Origin of the sequence: Snodgrassella sp. M0351 (genome assembly GCF_016100575.1) — a bacterium.
Lineage (GTDB): Bacteria > Pseudomonadota > Gammaproteobacteria > Burkholderiales > Neisseriaceae > Snodgrassella > Snodgrassella alvi.
In genome coordinates this window covers 318,208-342,410 of the sequence record NZ_JACFSG010000002.1, presented here as the reverse complement: position 1 = coordinate 342,410, position 24,203 = coordinate 318,208, and the positions used below count along the sequence as shown (strand labels likewise).

At 41.9% G+C, this 24,203-nt stretch carries 22 protein-coding genes; 9 read left to right on the top strand and 13 right to left on the bottom strand.

Annotated features, from left to right (window positions below):
* Positions 1-25: 25 nt before the first annotated feature.
* Complete coding sequence (locus H3V01_RS09275) at positions 26-1,108, bottom strand: ADP-ribosylglycohydrolase family protein (RefSeq protein ID WP_198186608.1); 1,083 nt, start codon at positions 1,106-1,108, stop codon at positions 26-28.
* Between the two features lie 447 nt (positions 1,109-1,555).
* Positions 1,556-2,278, bottom strand: a complete 723-nt coding sequence (locus H3V01_RS09270; RefSeq protein WP_198186607.1) for a hypothetical protein — start codon at positions 2,276-2,278, stop codon at positions 1,556-1,558.
* A 275-nt stretch (positions 2,279-2,553) separates the two neighbouring features.
* Here H3V01_RS09270 and hutW point away from each other — a divergent pair, with 275 nt between their 5' ends.
* From hutW to H3V01_RS09255, 3 genes are read left to right on the top strand one after another with little or no spacing between them, the layout of a single operon-like run.
* On the top strand, positions 2,554-3,936 hold the full coding sequence (gene hutW / locus H3V01_RS09265; protein ID WP_198186606.1) for a heme anaerobic degradation radical SAM methyltransferase ChuW/HutW: 1,383 nt from the start codon (positions 2,554-2,556) through the stop codon (positions 3,934-3,936).
* A 40-nt stretch (positions 3,937-3,976) separates the two neighbouring features.
* Entirely contained in the window at positions 3,977-4,480 is a 504-nt protein-coding gene (gene hutX / locus H3V01_RS09260) for a heme utilization cystosolic carrier protein HutX (protein WP_025331529.1), read from the top strand.
* 10 nt (positions 4,481-4,490) lie between these two features.
* A complete protein-coding gene (locus tag H3V01_RS09255; protein WP_084547273.1) occupies positions 4,491-5,135 on the top strand; it encodes an NAD(P)H-binding protein in 645 nt (214 codons plus the stop codon).
* A gap of 117 nt (positions 5,136-5,252) precedes the next feature.
* Here the strand turns inward: H3V01_RS09255 and H3V01_RS09250 are convergent, their stop codons facing one another.
* The 3 genes from H3V01_RS09250 to H3V01_RS09240 all read right to left on the bottom strand — a co-directional run bounded on the left by H3V01_RS09250 (position 5,253) and on the right by H3V01_RS09240 (position 8,215).
* Positions 5,253-5,591 (bottom strand): zinc ribbon domain-containing protein YjdM, encoded by a 339-nt coding sequence (locus tag H3V01_RS09250; protein ID WP_078474983.1) that lies wholly within the window; start codon positions 5,589-5,591, stop codon positions 5,253-5,255.
* Positions 5,592-5,710: 119 nt separating this feature from the next.
* On the bottom strand, positions 5,711-6,493 hold the full coding sequence (gene yaaA / locus H3V01_RS09245) for a peroxide stress protein YaaA (protein ID WP_198186605.1): 783 nt from the start codon (positions 6,491-6,493) through the stop codon (positions 5,711-5,713).
* A gap of 330 nt (positions 6,494-6,823) precedes the next feature.
* On the bottom strand, positions 6,824-8,215 hold the full coding sequence (locus tag H3V01_RS09240) for an NAD-dependent succinate-semialdehyde dehydrogenase (RefSeq protein WP_025331533.1): 1,392 nt from the start codon (positions 8,213-8,215) through the stop codon (positions 6,824-6,826).
* Between the two features lie 478 nt (positions 8,216-8,693).
* Between H3V01_RS09240 and H3V01_RS09235 the strand changes: the two genes are divergently transcribed.
* The gene (locus tag H3V01_RS09235; protein ID WP_025331534.1) at positions 8,694-9,245 is read left to right on the top strand and encodes a flavodoxin family protein; all 552 of its coding nucleotides are present in this window, start codon (positions 8,694-8,696) and stop codon (positions 9,243-9,245) included.
* Between the two features lie 102 nt (positions 9,246-9,347).
* Here H3V01_RS09235 and H3V01_RS09230 read toward each other — a convergent pair whose 3' ends face one another.
* The gene (locus H3V01_RS09230) at positions 9,348-10,325 is read right to left on the bottom strand and encodes a TerC family protein (RefSeq protein ID WP_304944969.1); all 978 of its coding nucleotides are present in this window, start codon (positions 10,323-10,325) and stop codon (positions 9,348-9,350) included.
* A gap of 498 nt (positions 10,326-10,823) precedes the next feature.
* The gene (locus H3V01_RS09225; protein WP_025331536.1) at positions 10,824-11,300 is read right to left on the bottom strand and encodes a hypothetical protein; all 477 of its coding nucleotides are present in this window, start codon (positions 11,298-11,300) and stop codon (positions 10,824-10,826) included.
* Positions 11,301-11,754: 454 nt separating this feature from the next.
* Here H3V01_RS09225 and H3V01_RS09220 point away from each other — a divergent pair, with 454 nt between their 5' ends.
* A complete protein-coding gene (locus tag H3V01_RS09220; RefSeq protein ID WP_198186603.1) occupies positions 11,755-12,717 on the top strand; it encodes an urea transporter in 963 nt (320 codons plus the stop codon).
* Positions 12,718-13,070: 353 nt separating this feature from the next.
* Here H3V01_RS09220 and rpmE read toward each other — a convergent pair whose 3' ends face one another.
* Positions 13,071-13,286 carry a 50S ribosomal protein L31 gene (rpmE, locus tag H3V01_RS09215; RefSeq protein ID WP_037394224.1) on the bottom strand — a complete coding sequence of 72 codons (216 nt, stop codon included), beginning with the start codon at positions 13,284-13,286 and terminating at the stop codon, positions 13,071-13,073.
* Between the two features lie 259 nt (positions 13,287-13,545).
* Positions 13,546-14,955: a cysteine--tRNA ligase gene (gene cysS, locus H3V01_RS09210; RefSeq protein ID WP_198186602.1), complete on the bottom strand. Its 1,410-nt coding sequence runs from the start codon at positions 14,953-14,955 to the stop codon at positions 13,546-13,548.
* A gap of 317 nt (positions 14,956-15,272) precedes the next feature.
* On the opposite strand from cysS, the gene H3V01_RS09205 reads away from it, so the two are divergent.
* Positions 15,273-15,968 carry an OmpA family protein gene (locus H3V01_RS09205; protein ID WP_198186601.1) on the top strand — a complete coding sequence of 232 codons (696 nt, stop codon included), beginning with the start codon at positions 15,273-15,275 and terminating at the stop codon, positions 15,966-15,968.
* Positions 15,969-16,099: 131 nt separating this feature from the next.
* On the opposite strand, the gene yidC is transcribed toward H3V01_RS09205, so the two are convergent.
* From yidC to rpmH, 4 genes are read right to left on the bottom strand one after another with little or no spacing between them, the layout of a single operon-like run.
* Positions 16,100-17,755: a membrane protein insertase YidC gene (gene yidC, locus H3V01_RS09200; RefSeq protein ID WP_198186600.1), complete on the bottom strand. Its 1,656-nt coding sequence runs from the start codon at positions 17,753-17,755 to the stop codon at positions 16,100-16,102.
* Positions 17,756-17,774: 19 nt separating this feature from the next.
* Positions 17,775-17,984, bottom strand: a complete 210-nt coding sequence (gene yidD / locus H3V01_RS09195) for a membrane protein insertion efficiency factor YidD (protein ID WP_084547360.1) — start codon at positions 17,982-17,984, stop codon at positions 17,775-17,777.
* On the bottom strand, positions 17,981-18,340 hold the full coding sequence (gene rnpA, locus H3V01_RS09190; protein WP_037394212.1) for a ribonuclease P protein component: 360 nt from the start codon (positions 18,338-18,340) through the stop codon (positions 17,981-17,983). The genes yidD and rnpA overlap by 4 nt, the downstream gene beginning before the upstream one ends.
* A gap of 8 nt (positions 18,341-18,348) precedes the next feature.
* Positions 18,349-18,483, bottom strand: coding sequence for a 50S ribosomal protein L34 (gene rpmH, locus H3V01_RS09185; RefSeq protein WP_004283944.1), 135 nt, complete (start codon positions 18,481-18,483; stop codon positions 18,349-18,351).
* A gap of 222 nt (positions 18,484-18,705) precedes the next feature.
* Here rpmH and dnaA point away from each other — a divergent pair, with 222 nt between their 5' ends.
* The 3 genes from dnaA (at position 18,706) to gyrB (ending at position 24,146) form a co-directional block, all read left to right on the top strand.
* The gene (gene dnaA, locus H3V01_RS09180; RefSeq protein WP_198186599.1) at positions 18,706-20,328 is read left to right on the top strand and encodes a chromosomal replication initiator protein DnaA; all 1,623 of its coding nucleotides are present in this window, start codon (positions 18,706-18,708) and stop codon (positions 20,326-20,328) included.
* 15 nt (positions 20,329-20,343) lie between these two features.
* On the top strand, positions 20,344-21,447 hold the full coding sequence (dnaN, locus tag H3V01_RS09175) for a DNA polymerase III subunit beta (RefSeq protein ID WP_025331544.1): 1,104 nt from the start codon (positions 20,344-20,346) through the stop codon (positions 21,445-21,447).
* Positions 21,448-21,755: 308 nt separating this feature from the next.
* A complete protein-coding gene (gyrB, locus tag H3V01_RS09170) occupies positions 21,756-24,146 on the top strand; it encodes a DNA topoisomerase (ATP-hydrolyzing) subunit B (RefSeq protein WP_174830671.1) in 2,391 nt (796 codons plus the stop codon).
* Positions 24,147-24,203 lie beyond the last annotated feature (57 nt).

Sequence of the window (24,203 nt, the reverse complement as noted above, 5' to 3'; positions counted from 1 at the left end):
GGTTCAGCAATAAAGTATTTATTGCCTAATACGGCGGTAACAGCCGTCTGAAACCATGCAACATGATTATGCAGAAAAAAAGTATATTTCTGCATAATAAGAAAACATATGGTGGCTGTTTCAGACTGATAATCTGTTTCGGATGATGTTTTCTGTCAGCCAGTGCCACCGAGAGTTTGCGCAGATAATCCATACTCATCGGCCATTCTTTCACACCTTGCAGCCATTGTTCCGGAATACCTGCTTCGCCCGCATAAATACCAGCAAGAGCGCCGGCAATGGCTGCCGTGGTATCAGTATCGCCGCCCGCTTGTATTAATGCACTGACGGTTTGTTCGTAATTACCATAATAGCGCAGCCATGCATAGATAACAGCAGGCACAGTATTGTTAATATAGCCAGTAATTCCTTTTTTTTCCAGTTTCAGCGCCAGCAGATATTCATGCAATTGAGCCTGCTGCTTAAGTTTCTGCTGAGCCAGTTGCAAGTGACTGATAAGCTGCTCTCCGCTTAGCGCAGGCATAATCTCAGCAAAGAAACTGTCAGCAGACACCTCAGACTGCTGCCGGCTGGCATAGCCGGCAGCCATGGCAATCACCCATGCGCCTTCTTCTGCACGCGGATCAGTATGAGTTATGATGGTAGCTGCATGAATGCATTCACGCATGATGTCCGGATTACCGGTAAAAAACCAGCCTATCACCGGTGCACGCATTGCCGCTCCGTTACCGGCAGAATTATTACCGCTTTTAGCCGGATTTATACCCAGACACAATTTCAGGCAGGCTTTTAAAGTAGCCATACCCAAACCGGCCGGCATGGTCAGAAACCATCGCCTCATGCCTCTGCCCAGCCGGCTACTAAAATCCTTCGGATTCAGCTTACAGCTCAGCAGACATTGTGCCACCATCGCTGCATGCTCAGTATCATCACTGCATAACCCTATTCTCCCCCATGGAGTGACAATCAGGTTGTGCTGAATTTTATCGCCAAACATACGTCTGGCTCGCTTAGGAGCAATACCTTCACGGGCCAGCCCTATTGCATCACCAACTGCGGTACCAATAAGCAATCCGGTAATCTGCCGGACAGACTGGGTTTGTTGCATAATTTATTTCCGGTGGATGAATAATAAATTTACAAATGTTAACTATACAGTATTTTCTTTATTAATTCCTGTTTTAACTGTTGAGATTATCAAATTTTTATTTATTTTCAGCATATTCAATAATAATGCTTAGCCATAAAGATAACCTGCTGCCAATTAAATATATAGTCAGAATACAGAGTTTATATAATTACCATTTAATAAATACAATTAGTTCAAAAATCAGAACTTTAATCAATATTGATTTTTATAAATTCAGTTTTAAGCTTATAAAGCTTTAATTCAGAAAGATAAATTTATTCACACTCCCATCTGATTCAGCTGCATTCTTTTTACCCATAGATAACTGTTTGATGATAATAAATAATTTTTAGCAACAACTAAATTAGGATTTGCAAGAGAAACATTTATTTTAAATGTTTCTCTTGCCGTTTAAGATTTATTTTATTAATCAGAAATACAAGCATCAATAGCAGAACAGTGAAGCCATTTTTTAATTTTCCTATTTTTTTCTGTTGTATATTCAATTTCATAAAAATCATTTTTATAATTTAATAATTCTACCTTATCCTCTCTAATTAAATATATTTTTGTTTTATTTTTTAAATTTGGAGAATCATATAGATAACTCTTATCCACTGTAAGCTTAAATCCATATTCTTCGGGCTGATATTGAGTTAAAAGGAAACGATTCATACAATCATTAATATCTGTTGAAGTATAAAATGTGTTGCAAAATTTTGAAGCATATTTCTCTGTTAATAGATTGAAATAAATATTATATTGTTTTTGCTCTGGAATTTTAGTGATGTATTTTTGTAATTTAATATTTACTGGTATTTTATTATGATATATCAATAAAATTAATTCATTAATAAAAGAATTTTGTTCGCTAAGTAAACATAATGAATAACTGAGTCTATCCTCCTGACCGCAGAGGTAAACATCAATATTATCACGTACCCAGTTACATTTTTTATTCAACTCACTTTCCCATTCCTCCTGAAAAATATCAATATTTTTTTTTAAAAGAATTTTAGATAATTTATCTATTATAGTTGAATTATGTTTTATTTCTTTATTCATACCATTATTCACTTTATCTATTAAACTATCACTAAAAACATTGTTACTCATAAATATTAATATAATTAGTAGAATTTTCTTCATTACTATAATCCTTTTTCTCAAAATTTAGCTTCATCTTCTCTTCTTTTTACTAATCCATCTAATTTTTACCTTTAATCATTGATAGATGAATTCCAGCACGCATAAAATAGTTTTTGCACAACTATTCTACAGAATAAACATTTCTATTGGCATATTCATGTCTGTTGATATGTATCAATAAACAGGATATTGTTAAGTATACATGGTCATAAAACCATTGCCATATGATAATAATTATTATTTAATTCTTGCAGCTTTCAATTTATGTCTGTGTTATGAAATCATTGGATTTAAGCCGTTATTATGCTGCATATTCTGGTTTACCGTTTCAGGATCGCTGGGCTGTCATGCCATTACGCGCAAGTATGCCACTGGCTGCGGAAGATATCGAAAAGCAATGGCAACAATTACAGCAAACCAAACTTACCGGCAATAAAAATCTGATTTATATTCATATCCCCTTTTGTGATACTCACTGCCAGTTTTGTGGGTTTTACCAGAATCTGCTGCGCAAATTTGATACTGAAGCATATATTGATGCTTTACTAACCGAAATCACTCTGGAAATCAACAATCCGGCACTACAGTCTGCACCCATTCATGCGGTTTATTTCGGAGGTGGTACACCATCCGCTCTGCCCGCCGGTCAGCTAGCCCGGGTAATCAGTTTACTGAAACAGTCTTTACCTCTTGCACCTGATTGTGAAATTACTATTGAAGGACGAATTTCTGATTTCGATGAGGCACGTACAGATAGTTATATAGAAGCAGGTGCAAACCGGTTTTCAATCGGTATTCAGACTTTCGATACCAATATTCGTCAGAAGCTCGGACGCCTATCCAAACGTGAACAGATTATAGAAACATTTGAACGGATTGCCGCTAAAGACAGTGTAGCACTGGTGTGCGATCTGATGTTCGGATTACCCGGGCAGACGCCTCAGAGCTGGCAGACAGATTTAGAACTTGCTGCCGGCCTGCCGCTGGATGGTGTGGATTTGTATGCTCTAAATCTGCTTTCTTCCACACCGCTGGCTAAGCGGGTGGAAAACAGCCAACTTGAATTACCTTCAGTAGCGGACAAATGTCATTTTTATTTACAGGGTGAAGCTTTTTTACGCCGGCAGGGCTGGATGCAGCTAAGTAACAGCCATTGGGCTAAAACCACACGTGAACGAAATTTATATAATCTGCTAATTAAGCAGGGTGCTGATTTCTTTGCATTTGGCTCCGGTGCCGGTGGCCGGCTGGGCGGTCAGTCATTTATGCTGCAACGCGATCTGGCTGAGTACTACACACGGCTGAAACAAGGCAAAAAACCATTGATGATGCTTACCGGCCAATCTTTACTAGGAGAATGGTTATATCAGCTTCAGGCCGGTATAGAACAGGGTCGGGTTGATTTAGCTGCACTGACAACACAGGCTCACTTATTGGATCCGTTACTGGAACAATGGCAGCAGGCGGGTTTACTCGTCAATGATGCACGCTGTCTGTTGCTAACCCCATCAGGCCGTTTCTGGTCGAGCAATCTGTTACAGGCTTTGCAGCAATTACTATTGTCTTTGAATAATCCGGAACATCTTGAGCGACAGGAAAAAATGATGCAGATGCGCCAAAGCGGAAAACCCGCGCCAGGGCATACCGCTGCTCCGTAATATCTCAGCGTCAAAACAGTTTTAACTTAAGGAAATAAGAATGACTGAACAGTCTGCAAGTAATAATCTTAAACTTTTCATGCAAAGTAACCCGGAAGGTACACTGGAACAGATTGCCCGGCAATATCAGACTAGTTTAACAGCAGTAATTGAAGCCATGCCTGATGCAGTAATGACAGACGGAAGTCAATTTGATACTGTATGGCAGGAAGTGCTTACATGGGGTGAAATTACTTTTCTGGTTCACACTCCGGACATTATTGCTGAATTTTCCGGTGAACTGCCAGCTGGAAAATATGGTGCCGGTTATTTTAATTTGCAGCATAAGCAAGCATTCGGCGGGCATATCCGGGCAGAAAACTGTGCACATATCGCTTTTGTTGAGCGCAGTTTTATGCATATGGCTACCGCGGGAATTATTTTTCTGAACCGTCAGGGTGAAGCTATGTTTAAAATTTTTGTCGGACGTGATGAACAAAGACAATTAAAAGCACAGCAATTAGATAAATTCAGAATTCTGGCTCAACGTTTCCGTCCGGACTAAGGAAAAACTGATGAAAACGCTATTATTGTTCGGGGTGAGCCCCAAAAAAGGTACCGGCTATCAGGTATTACAGCTGGCATTACAGCAATCATCTGAATGGCGCTGCGCGGCACTGGTACGCGATGCCGCTTTTGCCGCTGAATTAAACCGGCAGGGTGTACAGACTGTGGTTGGTGATGCTACCGATGAATCCAGTGTCAAAGAAATATGCCGGCTTGCCGGCACCAATACCATAATTGTCTCTACTCTGGGCGGATCAGCTGGCGCACATTATCTGGCTCAGCGCCTGATTATTGATACAGCTGAACAAGCTGGTATCTCCCGAATGCTGCTGGTTACCTCTCTGGGCTGCGGCGACTCATGGCATACTATGTCTGAACGCGCAAAAACTGCTTTCGGGCATGCTGTACGGGAAAAATCTCTGGCAGAGGTATGGCTGCAAACCAGTAAGCTGAATTATGAAATTCTGCGTCCGGGCGGTTTGTCTAATGGTGACGTTACTGGCACAGGTAAATGTTTTTATCAGCAGGAGGTACATGGTTTTATTCATCGTACTGAACTGGCTAATGTCATTATGCAAAGAATCAGTGCCAGTGTTCTGGACAACCGCATCTATGCAGTCGTTGATCCGGGGTTAACTTCTGACAATAATTAGAGTATATTGGCGCCTGTATGTGGATAACTTAGTTATCCACAGATCAAAACCCACCCTGTCTGCAATTAAAAATTGGCAGACATGGTGGGTTTTGTGTACGTACCTTTTTAAAAAATATCAGGCCTTTTTCACAAAGCACGCTTTAAGCATGATTTTCATGCCGTCAATTTTGCAATCAATTTCATGATCGCCTTCAACCAGACGAATACCTTTAGCTTTGGCACCTTTTTTCAGAACAGTGCTGCTACCTTTAAGCTTAAGGTCTTTAATCAGAATAACGTCGTCACCATTAGACAACGGATTACCGTTACTGTCTTTAACATCAAGTTCTTGTGATGAGCCGGTATTGCTGGCAGCATCCCATTCGTGTCCGCATTCCAGGCAGACAGTAAAGCTACCATCAAAATAATTCTGTTCGCTGGCACATTGCGGGCAGATTGGGGTTGATTCAGACATGGTTACACCTTTGCGATGGTAAAAGCGGCGATTGTACCTAATTTTGCTACAACTACCACATTTTTATGTACTTGCTCTGCTTTTTTGCAGCTTTTGCACAGCTATACTGAATAATATGCCTAATTACGGTATTGCTGAGCTGTTTTTTCTGAACGTTTGAACACCAGTTCATCCTCACTTGATTCATGTGCAGCAAACTGGTAACCATGCTCATTGAATTCATGCAGCATTTTAGGTGAGTGCAGTTTATTGCGTACAATAAAGCGAGTCATCAATCCCATGGCCTCTTTCGCATAAGCATTAACATTCATGTATTTACCCGCTTTTTCATCCAGAAAAACCGGTTTAATTACCTGTGCTTTAAGTTTATCCTTATCTATTGCTTTGAAATAATTATCAAAAGCTAAATCAATGATGGTTTCAGTTTCGATTTGATTCAAATGGCTGGTCAGGGTTTCATGCCAGAAATGATACAAATTAATGCCTTTAGGATTCTCCAGACGTACATTCATGCTCAGACGGTAGGGCTGGATTAAATCCAGCGGACGCAATATGCCGTACAAACCGGAAAGAATACATACAGCGGTTTGCATATAATCCAGTTCATGCAGGGATAAATCACTGACTTTCAGGCTGGTGTAGATATCACCACTATAGGCAAAAATCGCCTGTAAAGCATTATCAGGGGTAAATGGCGTATGCCAGTCACGAAAACGCTGCTGATTAAGCTCAGCCAGATGCGGGCTGATGTGCATCAATTCTTCCAGCTGTTTCGGACTTAGCTGACGGCAATAATGTATTAACTGTTCGCTCTGTTTGAGAAACTGTGGCTGAGTATACTTTTCACTCAGGCGCGGATTAGCAAAGTCCTGACTGGTGGGTGCAGCGATAATGGTTAACATACGGCCTCCTGTTCAATCACTGGTACACATTTATGCTCATCATGGTGAAATAAAATATTATTATCAATCAGATAATGCATAAAAACTCGATATCACCACTTTACCTGAGAAAATATTGTCAGCAGAACACAATAGCCGGAATTTAGCATAATGCTACATATATATTACATTTCAGTAACGTATATGTCTCTCCAGGTAAACACTTTACTGAACCGAAAAACAGATTGCTAACCACAATGGAGAAAATAAAGAAAAAATTAATTTACTGACGGTCGGAGATAAAAAACAGGGCTGCACACTGTCAGCCCTGTTTTGCTTTATTTGCTCTGCTTAGAATTCACCGTCAATATCGGCAATACTTACCAGCTTAGCATTAACAAATTCTTTTAAGCCCAGATCCAGTAATTCACGTCCGAATCCGGAACGTTTCACACCACCGAAAGGTAAGTCAGCTTTTACCATGGTTGGATGATTAATAAATACCATACCGGTATCAATCTGCTGAGCCAGCTGTGCACCGCGTTCTTCGTCAGCAGTAAAGATAGATCCGCCCAATCCGTACGGGCTATCGTTAGCAATCTCGATAGCGTGTGCTGCATCTTTAGCACGGTAAATTGAAGAAACCGGACCAAAGAATTCCCAGTGACGTGCCGGATTATCCGGCTGAATATTGGTCAGAATAACCGGCCGGAAGAAACAGCCCTGAGCAGGCATGTCCAGCGGAATTTCCTCAGCGTGCGCACCGAGCTTAACTGCTTCATCCAGCTGCTGCTGTAAACCAGTAACAGCTGAGCGTGAAGACAGCGGAGCCAGTGTTGTGGCTGCATCCATCGGATCACCCATGCGCAATTGCTGCACACCCTGACGATACAAGCTCAGGAAACGGTCGTATACACCGTCTTCTACAATAATACGCTTGGCACTGACACATACCTGACCGGCATTCCAGTGACGTCCGAAAACAGCCCATTTAGCTGCTTTTTCGATATCTGCGTCATTGAGTACGATGAAAGCATCTGCACCACCCAGTTCGAGGGTACATTTTTTCACTGCGGCTCCGGCCTGAGCGGCAACAATGGCACCGGCACTTTCAGAGCCAGTCAGCGCTACACCGCGTACACGCGGATCAGCAATGATTTTGGCCAGCTGAGCATGAGTTGGATAGAGATTCTGGAAAGCACCGGCCATTAAACCGGCCTGAAGGAACATCGCCTCCATTTTCGCTGCACACTGAGGTACATTAGAAGCATGTTTCAGCACAATCACATTACCGGCAGCCAGTTGCGGGGCTGCAATACGTGCTATCTGGTAATAAGGGAAATTCCATGGCTCAACAGCCAGAATAATACCCTGCGGAGCAAATTCAATACGGGCACGATTACCTTTATTGGATGTAACCGGTAACACTTCCGGCTGAAGCTGCCGTTCAGCATTAACTGCATAATATTCAAGAATCTGTGCTGACAGTTCCGTTTCTGCTTTAGCTTCACTAAACAGTTTACCCATTTCCAGCGTGAGTAAACTGGCATATTCTTCAATATTAGCCCGCAGAATATCCGCAGCGTTTTGCAGAATACGCGCACGCTGGGCAAATGTAGTAGTTTTCCACTGATGGAAAGCGGCATCAGCATGATTTAATGCTGCTTCCAGCTCAATATCGGTAGTATCAGAAAATGCCTTTACCTGTTGCTCGGTATAAGGATTGGTACTAGCGTACGCCATATAATTACCTCTCATGAGTAAAAGTTACACCACGGTTACTGCCCTGTTGGCTATTTTTGGTGTGCCGCCGGTACGGGCAGGTTCTGAAACAATTACAGTGTTTACTATGAAGAAATGGTTGTGTGCCTGATGTGTGCTGCCGCTGTTAATTATCTTTTGTAAGCCTGATACAGGCTACCGGCAACATTAATTTTCCTGTCTGTTATCACTCTAGCATGATTATGTATTAATTGAGTTTAACAATAATTTACCACAACAGCAAGCGTACCGTAAACTAACAAATCCCGGCATGCTGTCTTAGTGCATTAGTGTATTGGCTAAATACCATAGCAACTGGTATGTGTAAGGATAATAATGCATCACTCAATAATTTCTTCGCAGGCAATAATCGAAATTTTTGTTTCCTGAAACTCTCTTGCAGTAGCAGCACAGCACGCATAAACTGTTTTAACATTTAATCATTCATAAGGATGTACAAATGAGTAAACTGGCGATAGTGGTTTTTTCCGGTTACGGCCATACTCGTAAAATAGCTGAAGCAGCTGCTGCAGATACCGATGCAGTACTGGTTGAAATTGATGCTAATGGTGATCTGGACAATGATCAGTGGCAACAGCTTCACGACGCCAAAGGGATTATTTTTGCCGCACCTACTTATATGGGCAATGTACCCTGGCAATTCAAAAAATTTGCTGATGCCACTTCAGGACTGTGGGCAGAGCGCGCATGGCAAAATAAAGTATTTGGCGGATTTACCAATAGTGCCAGTTTTAACGGTGACAAACAGGTTACGCTTCTCTGGATGCAGACACTGGCCGCACAGCACGGCGGTATCTGGGTAAGTCTGGGACTGTTACCGGCCAATAACAAAGAAGCAGACCGTAATGATATTAATGTACTCGGAGGCTCTGGAGGAGCGCTGATACAAACACCGGCAGATGCCAGCGTAGATGAAATTCCGCGCGGCGATATTGAAACCGTTAAAATCTACGTAGCACGGGTAAGCGAAATCATCAATAAATTAGCTTAATCGTTTTTAAGCTAATTTCGAATTTCAGCCCGTTATCTGTTTTTGCCGGTTAATGGCAGTAACAGATAACAGGCTGTTTAAATAAATATCACCTATTATTAATTAAGCTGATGGTTGTTGTCTGGTTTTCCACCATGAAGCAAGTATAGCAATCATTAAAGCACTAAACACGACAGTCAGTGAAGCAAAAGAAGGAATATGCCACCATTTGGCCACCAGCATTTTGCCGCCAATAAAAGTTAAAACCACAGCCAGCCCGTATTTGAGATAGATAAATTTTTCTACTACATTGGCGAGTAAAAAATACATCGCACGCAGCCCCAGTACCGCAAAGATATTGGAAGTAAAAACAATAAATGGGTCAGTGGTGACGGCAAATACTGCCGGAATACTGTCAACAGCAAAAACAACATCACTTAATTCAATCACAATCAACGTAAGCAGCAAAGGGGTGGCCATACGCTGACCATTTTCAACGGTAAAGAATTTTTCCCGGTTTAACTGCGCGCTAACACGCATATGCCGGTGCAGCCAGCCTATCAGCGGATTATCGGCCAGACCTTTATCTTCTGCCTTTTCAGGCAGCATCAGCTTAATCCCGCTATAAAGCAGGAATACACCAAACAGATACAATACCCATTCAAAACGGCTGACCAGTACTGCACCCAGAGCCACCATAATGGCGCGTAGTACAATAGCACCCAGTACACCGTACAGCAAAACACGATGCTGATACTCAGCCGGCACTTTGAAATAACCGAATATCAGAATAAATACAAAGATATTATCAACTGAGAGTGATTTTTCCAAAACATAACCTGTCAGAAAATCCATCACCGAATCTGCTGCTATAGCCGAACCGGCGGCGGGATTATGTGCCAGCTCAAAATACAGCCAGGCAGCAAATCCGAGAGAGACAGTAATCCAGACTGTTGTCCATAGCAAAGCTTCTTTGGTACTAACCCGATGCACTCCCTCTTTTTTCAATGTAAGCATATCAATTGCAATCATCACAATGACAATCACGATAAATACGCCATAGAATAAAGGTGTACCGACAGAATTCAGCTGTAGCTGCATAAGTTTTTCCTGCTAAATATTTTTATCATAAAAAATCTGGTAACCATACCAGTTATCAGAATCAGCAGTCGGGCAAATGGCTTTACACCGGCTGCTATTCGAACAATAGCATACTCGGCAGAAAAGATAATCCCCTTGTTGATAATTGTTTTAAGCAGATTCTGCATTCCGCCTCTGCCAGGAATTAAGAGAAGATATTCAGAATTATTTTTAGCGGAACAGATAACCTATGCCGTACGTGATTTTCTAATAGCTAAATATAATAATTCAGTCTGGTTATAAGATTACAAAGCCAGCTTTACTATTTTTCATATCCGGATATAAATTAGTCTGCTGGCAATTTATGTTTTTTGATTTTCGCATCCGGCCTGTTTTCCGGTACTGAACCTTTTAAAACTATAAAACCGGCAAAGTTTAAATAATTAATGATGAATAATAAAAGAAAAACAGGGCTGAACACCCTGTTATGATGATTACTTTCACATTATCTGTTTCAATTTATTTAGCATCACAATCAGATGGTACTAAATGTACACTAAATAATTCTTTATCTTCATCTTTAAAATAATAATGATGATTAATGCCATCCGGAAATGAATTTCTTAATTTCACGAGATCAGGATCTCTATTTTCACAATATTTATTTTTTAAGTTATCACTAGTCATTTTCTGAACATTAGATGATGAGAAATTTTTTTTATTTCCTGTTACTACATATTTATAATCTACTACATTATTTCCAATAGTGAGATCGACCAGCTGGGTAGTTGAGGAAACTCTCATAGGCAGTTGCCGTTTAAGCTCGCTAAAGTAGCTCTGAATAGTATCATCATCTAATTTATTGTTATCAGACTTACTAGCATCTGACTGTACTGCCTCACTACCTGCTTTATTTGGCTCTGCCTGCTTCGAGTTACCACACCCAAAAAGTATCATGCTCAGGGATAATAACAACACTGTTTTCAAAATTTTCATATTTATTTCCATATCTAATACTGGGAATTATTATTATTACAAAAAAATAAATTAACTTACAATATTTAGTATTTTTTATTACTTAATATTCAGGTTTATTCTTTATTCATTAGATATAAATCAAACTTATCTGATTCGCTTAGTTTTATAAATTTCATATAAAATTCGTTTTAATTAATCTGGATTATATTTGAAATATTATTCAGTAGATTGTTCAATAGCAGCCTTACATCCGCGTATTTTTTGTTACAGACAAATAACGCCCTGATATAAATATCTATTACATTCTGCCAGATACTATTTCGCCTGAATAGATACGGGATAATTACATTTTTATACTTCTGCAACCCAACTATCGCTTATTCTCTTTTATAATCATTCTAATATTCATAGTTACCGCTGCTGATAGTAATTTATCTGTTCAGCTAAAGTAAAAATAAAAAGGAGAAATCAGATGAACACAGCCTCAGTACGTCAGTACTGGCATCAGTTAACCAGTACCAATCATCTTTGTCAGTTTATTGATGTTATCCTGCGCAGCTACGGACAGGTTATGTTGCAAAACAATCCTGTTTCCGGGCTAATCTTTTCAATAGGCATACTATTTGGCAGTTACAGTGCCGGTAAGCCACAAACTGCTCTGGCCTGCTTACTTGCTGTAGTCTGTGCCAATGCAATAGCTTACATGTACCAGCTTAACCGCAAAGCCTGGCTGCAAGGAATTTATGGTTTCAATGCCTGTCTGATTGGTATCGCCTTATCTGTTTTCTGCGAAAATTCACTGTATTTATGGCTAAGTATCATACTTGCTGCCATATTATCAGTATTTATTACACAAGCATTCAGCTCAATATTACAGCAATGGTACTTACCCTGTCTGACAATACCATTTGTGTTGATTACATGGCTGTATCTGTTGGCTACACCATCATTCTCAGTACTGATACGCGAACCGTCTACGGAATTATCTGCACAGATTTCAAGTTTTAATCTGCTGCATCTGATACCGGATAGTATACTGGGCATTGCCGAAGTATTTTTATTTAACAGCACGCTGGCAGGTGTCATTTTTCTGGCGGGACTGGCAGTCAATTCAATCAGAATGGCTATCTATGCTCTGGCCGGCTCTGTACTGGCCATCGGTATTGCGCTGTTCTATGGCAGTCAGATAGAAATGATCTCTCTCGGACTCTATTCTTTTAATGCAATCCTGACAGCTATCACACTGGCTACTTTCAGTAATAATCAGGATTTTAAAACCAATATTTATATCGTCTTCGGTATTATCTTTACTGTTCTTACTCAGGCCGCATTAGCCACAATACTGAAGCCATTTACCATACCTGTATTAACCTTACCTTTTGTACTAGTAAGCTGGTTATGGTTATTAACCAATCAAACTTTAAGCCAGCGTTAGCGTTTATCGATTTTATATATTGAATAAAAGAAAAATAAGAAAAATTTGTATTTTTCAGATTTTAAAATTGGATAGGTAACAGAAAACAGCGATCCCGGTAAAACAAGATTAAATCAATGCTTTTTACTAACTATGAATCAGAAAATGCAAATTCACAATTTTGCGCGGAACTATCAAGAAAGAGTTTCGTAATATGAAAGGTAAATGTATACCCGTTTGAAATAATCAAACCAGTAAAATATTCGAATTTTTTGGCTATTTTTGCTGCTATATTGAACACAACATCAGATTATCTGATAAAAAAGACTGCCCTGGTGGCAGTCTTTTTCAGTGCAACATGTTGCAAATAAGAATTAACGTTTGAACATATTGCCGTATTTCTGATTGAACTTATCCACACGACCGGTAGAGTCAACGATTTTCTGTTTACCTGTGTAGAAAGGGTGACATGCAGAACATACTTCGATATTGAAAGTATCTTTTTCCATTGCGGATTTAGTTACAAAAGTGTTACCGCAAGAGCAAGTCACGGTTATATCATGGTAGTTCGGTTGAATGCTGTTATTCATAATATCGTCCTTGGTTGGCGGGCACAGGGGTTGTGCCTGTACCTCTTGAAACGGATGTCCAGAATCGGGTAATTATACTCGCATGAGTAAGATTTTCAAGTGAATCAGTATATAGCAGCTACTCTTCTTCACAGCTAAAACGATATGAAACGACCGGATTCCTCACATCCCACTATTTAAGTCTGACATTGCTGTCAAGACCATAATGCATTACAAAAATACACCCGGTCTGAGACTTAAGGCTGTGCTGTATACAAATTTAAGCACGACGCCAGCTAGTCCCGCCGGCACCATCTTCCAATACAATACCGGCTGCCGTAAGCTCATCACGAATCCGGTCGGATTCAGCCCAGTTACGTTCTGCACGAGCCTGCTGCCGTGCAGCTATCAGCGCTTCTATAGCTGCGCTATCCAGACCCTGAACCGTTTCCCCCACTTCTCCCTGAAGAAAAGCAGCCGGATCACGTTGTAACAAGCCCAGTAAACCTGCCAGCCCTTTCAGACATCCTGCCAGTTCGGCGTCATGTGTTTTATTAATTTCATTAGCCAGCTCAAACAATACTGCTACAGCTTCAACGGTAGCAAAGTCATCATTCATGGCTGCATAAAAACGGCGCGTGTAATCATTTAAGTCAGCATGTACTGCCACTTCTGCCGCAGCTGTATTTTTAAGTGCCGTATATAAGCGGGTTAATGCGCCTTTTGCATCATTCAGATGAGCATCCGAATAGTTCAAAGGGCTGCGATAATGTGCACGCAAAATAAAAAACCGCACAACTTCAGCATCGTATTTCTGCAACACTTCGCGGATAGTGAAGAAATTTCCAAGTGATTTAGACATTTTTTCATTATCAACACGAATAAATCCATTATGTAACCAATATTTAACATGGCTGGCAAAATGATTATGCTCTTCACAGCATCCGTTTTTTTCCGCTCCGCAACTCTGAGCAATTTCATTTTCATGATGAGGAAACTGTAAATCAGCACCACCTCCATGAATATCAAAATTTTTACCCAGTAGTGCTTTACTCATGGCAGAACATTCAATATGCCATCCCGGGCGTCCTCTGCCCCACGGGCTGCCCCATGCGGGCTCATGCGGCTTGGCTGATTTCCACAACACAAAATCCAACGGATCCCGTTTATGTCCGTCAACATCAACCCGTTCTCCGGCACGTAAATCATCCAGACTTTTCCCGCTTAACTGACCGTATTGCGGATACTCGCGTACCGCATAAAAAACATCGCCATTATCCGCCATATAAGCCTTATTATTAGCAATGATATCTTCAATCATAGCAATCATTTGCGGGATATATTGCGTGGCTCTCGGTTCGTGGTCTGGCGGCAGTACACCCAAAGCGGCTGCATCTTCGTGCATGGCCTGAATATAGTAATCGGTAAGCTCAGTAATACTAATCCCGCGTTCATTGGCACGGGCAATGATTTTATCGTCTATATCAGTAATATTGCGTACATAATCAAGCTGATAACCCAATTCCCGCAACCAGCGCGCCACCAGATCAAATACAATCATTACTCTGGCATGACCAAGATGGCAATAATCATAAACAGTCATACCACACACATACATACGCACCTGGTGCGGATTAATCGGTGTAAATTCTTGTTTGCTTCTGGTTAAAGTGTTATACAAGCTGAGCATGTCGTTTCCAAATGGCTAAAATGGTAGCACTGTACTAAGGTAATTAGTTTGTATGAGGTTAAACTGGTTGTTTTCAAGATATAACCAGCTTAAAAAGTTAATTATAGTAGTCTGAACGGTACTATAGCCAATAATTATTATGGTCTAAAGCAGTTTTCAACCAAAAACTTATCTTTTTATCATATAGATATAACCATTTTTCTTTTCAGTACATCATATTGCCAAAAAAGCATGACTCTTGCTTTTCTACTATAGAAAGCATAAAACAGAAACTGTGAAAAGCATAATCAAGCTTATATTCAAGAGAAGGAGTAAGTATGACTATTATGAAACCACTGGCTGCACTTGCAGCCGCTACCACCCTTACTTTAACCGGTTGTGTTACCGATCCGTCTACCGGTCAGTCTCATGCCAGTAAAACAGCAGTATATGGTTTAAGTGGCGCTGCCGTATGCGGCATTGTCGGCGCGATTACTCATAACAGCCGCGGTGCACGTAATGCAGCACTTGGTTGCGGTGCTATCGGAGCCGGTATTGGCGCTTATATGGATTATCAGGAAAAACTGTTACGCCAGAAACTGGCTAATACCAATGTCGAAGTTCAGCGTGAGGGTAATCAGATTAAACTGACTATGCCTGAAAACGTGACATTTGCGACCAATAGTTCAGATTTAAGTGGCGCGGCTACCTCTTCTCTGTCATCGGTGGCTGAAGTACTGGCTAAATATGTAGATACTACCATCACTATTGCCGGATACACTGATAGCACAGGTAATGACAGTATTAACATCCCGTTATCACAGCGCCGTGCACAATCAGTTTCAAATTTCCTGACTTCCCGTGGTGTTGCTTATAACCGTATCAGCGCTAACGGATACGGATCTGCCAATCCTATTGCCAGCAATGCAACTGTTGAAGGACGCGCACAAAACCGCCGTGTGGAAATCCGGTTAAATCCGGTACAGCAGGCTCAGACTACAACCACTCAGCAAACTACAACCTACGTTCAGTAATTACTGAATATGCCTGATTGATTACTACAGCAGCTTCTGCGGTCAGACAATTAAAATTTGGTATATATATTCAATCAAGCTGCAAATAAAAAAAGCACTTCAACATGAAGTGCTTTTTTTCAGACTGTATTTTATATATCCAGTGAGCGATGCAATTTGGCCTGTCGCTCAATACGTTTATTGATAAACCATTGCTGAGCCAGAGTCAGAATATTATTCGTCAACCAGTAGAGAACCAGCCCTGCCGGGAAGAAGAAAAACATTACAGAGAAAGCTACTGGCATGATTTTCATCATTTTCGCCTGAACCGGATCAGTTGGCGGCGGATTCATAAATGTTTGCAAATACATAGTCAGTGCCATGAGCACAGGCAGAATAAAGTAAGGATCCTGACGGCCTAAATCGGTAATCCAGCCAATCCATGGAGCTCCGCGCAATTCTACCGAAGCAAACAATGCCCAGTACAGACCAATAAATACCGGAATTTGCAACAGCATAGGCAAACAACCGCCAACAGGATTAATTTTTTCCTTTTTATACAGCGACATCATTTCCTGCTGCATACGCATACGGTCATCACCGTACTGATCTTTCAATGCCTGCAAACGCGGAGCCACAGCACGCATCTTAGCCATCGATTTATATGAGGCATGTGTCAGCGGAAACAGAATTGCTTTGACAGTAAGAGTAAGCAGGATAATCGCCCAGCCCCAGTTCTGTACCAGACTGTGCCACCAGTTCAGCAACCAGAATAAAGGAGAAGAAAACAGCGATACTTTGCCGTAGTCTTTAATCATCTGCAAATGATCAGCTACTTTAGTAATGACAGAATAAATCTGCGGACCGGCATACAGGGAAATACCGAAACTGCCAGTGGAGTTAGCACCAATATCCTTCAGCGGTACTCGTACACCGGCAGAATAAAGACCATCACTGCGTTTTCTGATATCTATCTGGCAGTCGCTGGTACTACAAACACTGTTACCTTCTTTCGGCTGCAGAATCCAGGTAGTCATAAAATAATGCTGGGTCATGCCAATCCAGCCGGTATTGGTTTTACGCTGATAATCTGCCTGATCACGACCAGAGGTGTAATCACTATCAAGATCTTTAAAGGCTACTTTTTCAAATTTGCCATTCGGGGTATACAGTACTGGACCAGTATAAGTGTGATCGAAATAGCCTGTACCTTCAGGTTCCTTATCATCCCGCAGTACCCGGTAAGCTACATCCATTTGTAATGGCTGAGCATTGTGATTGGCAATTTCATAGCGCAGCCCGATCAGGTAACTGCCTTTAGTAAATGTATAAATTTTACTAACCTGTACACCGTTTTGTTCGGCAGCAGTCAGACGCACATCCAGTTTGTCACCATTAAGCGTGTACTGTTTTTGCGCAGCTGTAAATGTTAGGTCTTTAAACTGATAGTCACCCTGACGGTTTAATAATACCGACTGGGCAACATACTGATGACCATTTGCACCATTATCCAGCAATACAAAAGGCTTGCTGGCATCACTGGTGGCCTTGTATTTATTGAGAGTTAGCTGGCGTAAATCGCCGCTTTTTTCATCAATAACAGCCTTAACAGTATCAGTAGTCACTGTTACCGGCTCTGTTTTACTCAGGGCACTCTCGGCAACAACACCAGTAGAAGAATTGCTGTTACTGGTGGATGATGTTTGTTGTGCAGCTGGCTGTTTTTCGGGTTGCGGGTATAATTTTTCCCAACCCAGCAAAATCGCCATGGTCAGCACAAAAAATATCAATAATCGTTTGAAATCCATAGTGTATTCCGTCTACTCGCTAAGGAAGAGGGTCATGACCGCAACCACCCCACGGATGACAGCGGCAAATACGCTTTATCGCCAGCCAGCTACCTTTCATTACCCCGTATTTTTGCAGCGCCAGTACGGCATATTGCGAACAGGTCGGGTTGTAGCGGCAGCGCGGTGGTAACAGCGGGCTGATGGCATACTGATAGAACCGGATCAGACCCAGCAATAAATATCTCATTGCGAAGATGCTTTACACCTGTCAGCTGTAATAAGCAGCTGCTGTAAAGTCCTGACTACGCCAGCGTACTCAGCATGCCGGAACGGCTGGCGTACACGAATGATTATATCTACCGGCGGCAATTCATGCTTATGCAGGCGAAACCATTCGCGTATTAAGCGCTTCATATAATTGCGCCGGTTAGCACGTTTGGCAACTTTTTTGGCTACTATCAGCCCCAAACGCGGGAAACCTAAACTATTGCGTGCCTGAAAAACCTGAATCCAGGCACGGCTTTTTTGGCAACGTAATGCAAAAACGGATGAAAAATCATCCGTTTTTAATAGGCGATATTTTTTGCCAAAATGATAATCCATTCTTATTCTTACACAGCCAAACGTTTACGGCCTTTGGCACGGCGGGCAGCCAGTACAGCACGTCCGCCACGGGTTTTACTGCGAACCAGAAAGCCATGAGTGCGTTTGCGGCGGGTAACGGATGGTTGATAAGTGCGTTTCATAATTTATTCCCGAATTAACTTTAAATAAAACGTAGCATTACACAACAAGAACAGCACTTTGTCAATCAATATAATCTGTAGCAAAGCTTTACGGGAGCTGTGCTGGTGTAAAGTGCAAATCATGGTCAGAAATTTGTTTATTGCGTATAATTAGCATAATAGGCACTTATTGTTTCCAGCCTTCAGCCAGCTCCGATTGACAGATAAATTTAAGCTTCACGAATGACCCTGACAGAATTTTGGCCTCAGTGCCTATTGCAATTAAAACAAAGCTTACCTTCCCAGCAATACCAGATGTGGATTGCACCTTTAACTGTGGGCGAAGAAAATGGCAATTGGGTTATTTTTGCGCGTAATACTTTTACCTTCAATCATATCCGCGAGCGTTTCTGGCCAGCTATCGAAAATGCCAGACAATCTGTTCTGCCAGACGGCAGCACACCATTAATTCTGAAAATCGGACAGGGACTATCTCTGCAGGCTGCCACTGAGGCAATACCGGCAGGAAACAATTCACCGGCCAAGACTGCAGAACCAGTCATAAATGTCGCTGAACAGCCGGCTGATACTAAACCGGATTCAGTTGATAGCAATAAAATTCCTTCTGAAGTTTCAGCCAAACCACAGACAACGGCAAAACGTACCGAATCTGCTCAGGACATTATTGCCAAACGCCTGCGAAACACCCAGACCAAAAGCGCAAGTGCTACTGCCGAAACAAAAGAAAACAGCAAACAGACCGCCACAGAAAAACCTGAGGCTGATGAATCAGTGGCCACCTCTGATTCAGCACATGAAAACGGTAAAAAATCCCGCTATACTGATACCAACCTTAATCCTGAACATACTTTTGCTGCTCTGGTACAAGGTAAAGGAAACCGTCTTGCTCACGCTGCTGCGCTGTCGATTGCAGAAAATCCCGGCAATAGCATGTACAACCCGTTTTTTATTTATGGTAGTACCGGTCTGGGTAAAACCCACCTGGTACAGGCTATTGGCAACCAGCTGTTTGCCACCGACAACAAAGTAAAAATACGCTATATTCATGCTGATGAATTCATTCGCGGCATCATGAATGCATTCCACGCCAAATCTTTTGATGCCATGCGCCAGCAATATCAGCAGGTAGACTTACTGATTATGGATGACGTACAGTTTATTGCCGGTAAAGACCGTACCATGGAAGAGTTTTTTTACGTCTATAACCATTTAATTGACGAAAAAAAACAAGTTATCCTTACCTGTGATACGCTGCCTACACATATAGACGGCATGGACGATCGCCTGAAATCCCGTTTCTCATGGGGGCTGAGTCTGGAACTGGAACCGCCGGAGCTGGAAATGCGCGTAGCCATTTTGCAGAAAAAAGCTGAGCTGGCTCAGGTGAAGCTTGAGGACGAAGCTGCATTTTTTATTGCCAAACATATCCGCAGCAACGTGCGTGAGCTGGAAGGTGCATTCAAGCGGGTAGTAGCACAAAGCCGTTTTGCCAGCCGCCCGATTGATGTAGGGCTGGCTACTGAAGCATTACAGGATATTCTGGCTGTTAACCACAAACCTATGACCCTGGAACACATTCAGAATACAGTAGCAAAATTTTATGGGATTACCATTAGTGATATGGTAGGGAAAAAACGTACCCGGAATCTGGCTCGCCCGCGCCAGATGGCCATGACCCTGGCAAAAGAACTTACTCCGCTTAGTTTACCCGCTATTGGCAGCGGATTTGGTGGCCGCGACCATACCACGGTCATGCATGCGGTAAAAAGTATCTCCAAACTCCGCAAGGATGATGCTGAAACAACCAAAGCGTATGAAACCTTAATGATGATTTTGCGAGATTAAACCAAGGAACAAAATATGCTGATATTACAAGCAGAACGTGACAGTTTACTCAAACCGCTGCAGGCAGTAACCGGTATTGTAGAGCGTCGTCATACATTACCGATATTATCTAATGTATTACTGGAAAACCATCAGGGGCAAATCAAGATTCTGGCAACCGATCTGGAAATTCAGATTGATACCATCGGCCCCAAAAGCGAAGCAGAAGATTTTCGCATTACCACCAATGCCAAAAAACTGCAGGATATCCTGCGGGCTTTACCGGCCGGCGCAATCGTTTCTCTGGACTGGAATAACAACCGTCTGGTGCTGAAAGCAGGCAAAAGCCGTTTTAATCTGCAAACCCTGCCGGCCGAAGATTTTCCATTAATGAGTGTGGGCGAAAATATTGATGCCAGCTTCAGCCTGCCACAGGAAACATTTCGTGAAATGCTGTCTCAGGTACAATACAGCATGGCCATTCAGGATATCCGCTATTATCTGAATGGTCTGCTGATGCAGACAGAAGGCAATCAGCTGCGTCTGGTCGCTACAGACGGACATCGTCTGGCCTATGCAGCCTGCAATATTGAAGCCGATTTACCCAAAGCAGAAGTTATTCTGCCGCGTAAAACCGTACTGGAACTCTTTAAGCTGCTTACCTTCCCCGAACAGCCAATCACCATTGAACTACTGAACAATCAGGTACGTTTCCGTTGTAATGACACAATCATTGTTTCTAAAGTCGTGGATGGTAAATTTCCGGATTACAACCGAGTTATTCCACTGGATAACGATAAAATCTTTCTGGCCAACCGAACCGAGCTGCTGGGTGCACTGGAACGCGCAGCCATTCTTGCCAATGAAAAATTTCGCGGTGCCCGCCTGCAAATCCAGCCCGGATTACTGAGCGTGACCTGTAACAATAACGAACAGGAAGAAGCTCGTGAAGAGCTGGAAATTGCCTATCAGGGAGATACACTGGAAGTCGGTTTTAATATCAACTATCTGATGGATGTATTGCGTAATTTACATGCAGAAGATTTACAACTTGCTTTTGGTGATGCAAACCGTTCAACACTGTTTACCATCCCGAACAATCCCAACTTTAAGTATATAGTTATGCCTATGCGGATTTAAACATCCATGCACTCTTAAATCCGGTTACTGCCGTACGCCAGCTTTCTGTTTTTAATAGTTCAGTCTGGTTTACGGCAGTTTATTATTTACAATCAGCATTCTTATCTTCCAATAAATATCAGATAAAACATAATCTTAAATATAGCACAGGACTGAAAAAAAACCGTTTTTATGCTATAATAAGTTTTTGGTTTATTGCCCTCAAACAGGCCTGTTATACAGTTATACCGCTAACTTTTTTATAATTAATAACAGTTATAAATGACCTTTAACAGCATAATCGCTGCCAAGTTTAGTAAAGAATTCTTATGATAGATCAACACCCTGAAGATTACAGTGCCGACAGTATCAAAGTATTAAAAGGTTTGGATGCTGTACGCAAACGTCCCGGTATGTACATTGGTGATACTCAGGATGGCACGGGTTTACATCATATGGTATTCGAAGTTCTGGATAATGCCATTGATGAAGCACTGGCCGGATACTGTGATCATATTACCGTAGCAGTTAATGCCGATAACTCCATTACTATTGAAGACAATGGCCGTGGCATTCCTACCGATATGCATCCGGAAGAACATCGTTCAGCAGCTGAAGTAATCATGACCATTCTGCATGCCGGCGGTAAATTTGATAACAACAGTTATAAAATTTCCGGTGGTCTGCATGGTGTAGGTGTCTCTGTAGTTAATGCACTTTCTGACTGGCTCCGTCTGACCATCTACCGTAATCACAAAGAACATTTTGTAGAATTTCGTCATGGGGATGCAGTTGCTCCGCTGGCTGTTGTCGGCGATACCGACAAACAGGGTACACGTGTTCAGTTTCTGGCCAGTACCGAAACCTTTGGTAATATCGATTACCATTTTGATATTCTGGCCAAACGCATCCGGGAGTTATCTTTCCTGAACAACGGCGTCAGTATTGAACTCTTTGATAAACGTGATGGCAAACACGAAAATTTCGCATTCAGCGGTGGTGTAGCCGGCTTTGTACAATACATGAACCGGAATAAAACGGCTCTGCACAATAAAGTTTTCTATGCCAATGGTGAAAAAGATGGCATGAGCGTGGAATGTGCCATGCAGTGGAACGATAGTTATCAGGAAAACGTGCAGTGTTTCACCAATAATATTCCGCAACGCGATGGCGGCTCCCATTTAACCGCCCTGCGCCAGGTTATGACCCGAACCATCAACAACTACATTGAAGCCAATGAAGTTGCCAAAAAAGCCAAAGTAGATACTAATGGCGATGATATGCGTGAAGGTTTAACCTGCGTATTGTCTGTTAAACTGCCTGACCCGAAATTTTCTTCACAAACCAAAGACAAACTGGTTTCCAGTGAAATAGGTCCCGTAGTTAATGAAGTACTCGGTAAAGCCTTGTCTGAATTTCTGGAAGAAAATCCTGCAGAGGCAAAAATCATCACAAGCAAAATTGTTGATGCCGCGCGTGCACGTGAAGCAGCGCGCAAAGCACGCGAAATTACCCGCAGAAAAGGGGTAATGGATGGTCTGGGGCTGCCGGGCAAACTGGCAGACTGTCAGGAAAAAGATCCCGCTTTATCAGAATTGTATCTGGTCGAAGGTGACTCGGCAGGCGGTTCTGCCAAGCAAGGCCGTGATCGTAAATTTCAGGCCATTTTACCCTTAAAAGGTAAAATCCTGAATGTAGAAAAAGCCCGGTTTGAAAAAATGCTTGCCAGTCAGGAAGTTGGCACTTTAATCACTGCACTGGGTGCCGGTATAGGCAAAGAAGAATTTAACCCGGAAAAATTGCGTTATCACCGCATAATTATCATGACCGATGCGGATGTAGACGGCGCGCATATCCGTACCCTGTTGCTTACCTTCTTCTACCGGCAAATGCCTGAACTGGTTGAACGCGGTTATGTATATATTGCTCAGCCACCATTGTATAAAGTGGAATATGGCAAAAAAGACAACTACCTGAAAGACGAGTTTGAAAAAGATCAGTTCATGCTCAGTCTGGCATTGAATAATGCTCAATTAATTATTGGCGAAAATACTCTGGAAGGTAATGCTCTGTCCGAAATCGCCAAACAATTGATCCTGGCACAAAGTATGATTGCGCGTGAAAGCCGTATCATTGACAACAATGTACTTAATTCCCTGCTTCTCTGGAATGAGAATCTGGATTTAAGCACTGTAAGCAGTGCAGAAAAAGCTGTGCAAACATTAACCGCTCTGGTTAATGACGACAACCTCAAACTGGAACGCATCGGTGCAGATGATGAAGTACAAATGATTAAAATTACTCGTCAGTTGCATGGGAATCATATGGTCAGCTATCTGGATCAAAAATTTGTTGAAAGCCGCGCCTATCAAATTATTCGGCAGACAGCGGCCACTTTAAGTGGTATTGCTGACGTACCAATTGAAGTCATTAAAGGTAATATGACTACCACTGTAACCGGCTTTGCCCAGGCACTGGAATTACTGATGGATTTAGCACAGGAAAAAATTAACATTCAGCGTTATAAAGGTCTGGGTGAAATGAATCCCGAACAATTATGGGAAACTACGATGGATCCTTCAGTACGCCGTTTGCTGAAAGTCAGAATCGAAGATGCGATGGCAGCAGATGATGTATTTGTTACCCTGATGGGTGACGAAGTTGAACCTCGGCGTGCATTTATCGAAAACAACGCTCTAAATGCTCAGGTTGATATTTAGTTTTTAAATACCTGAAAAAGGATGGCATTGTCTGCCATCCTTTTTTCTATACAAAAA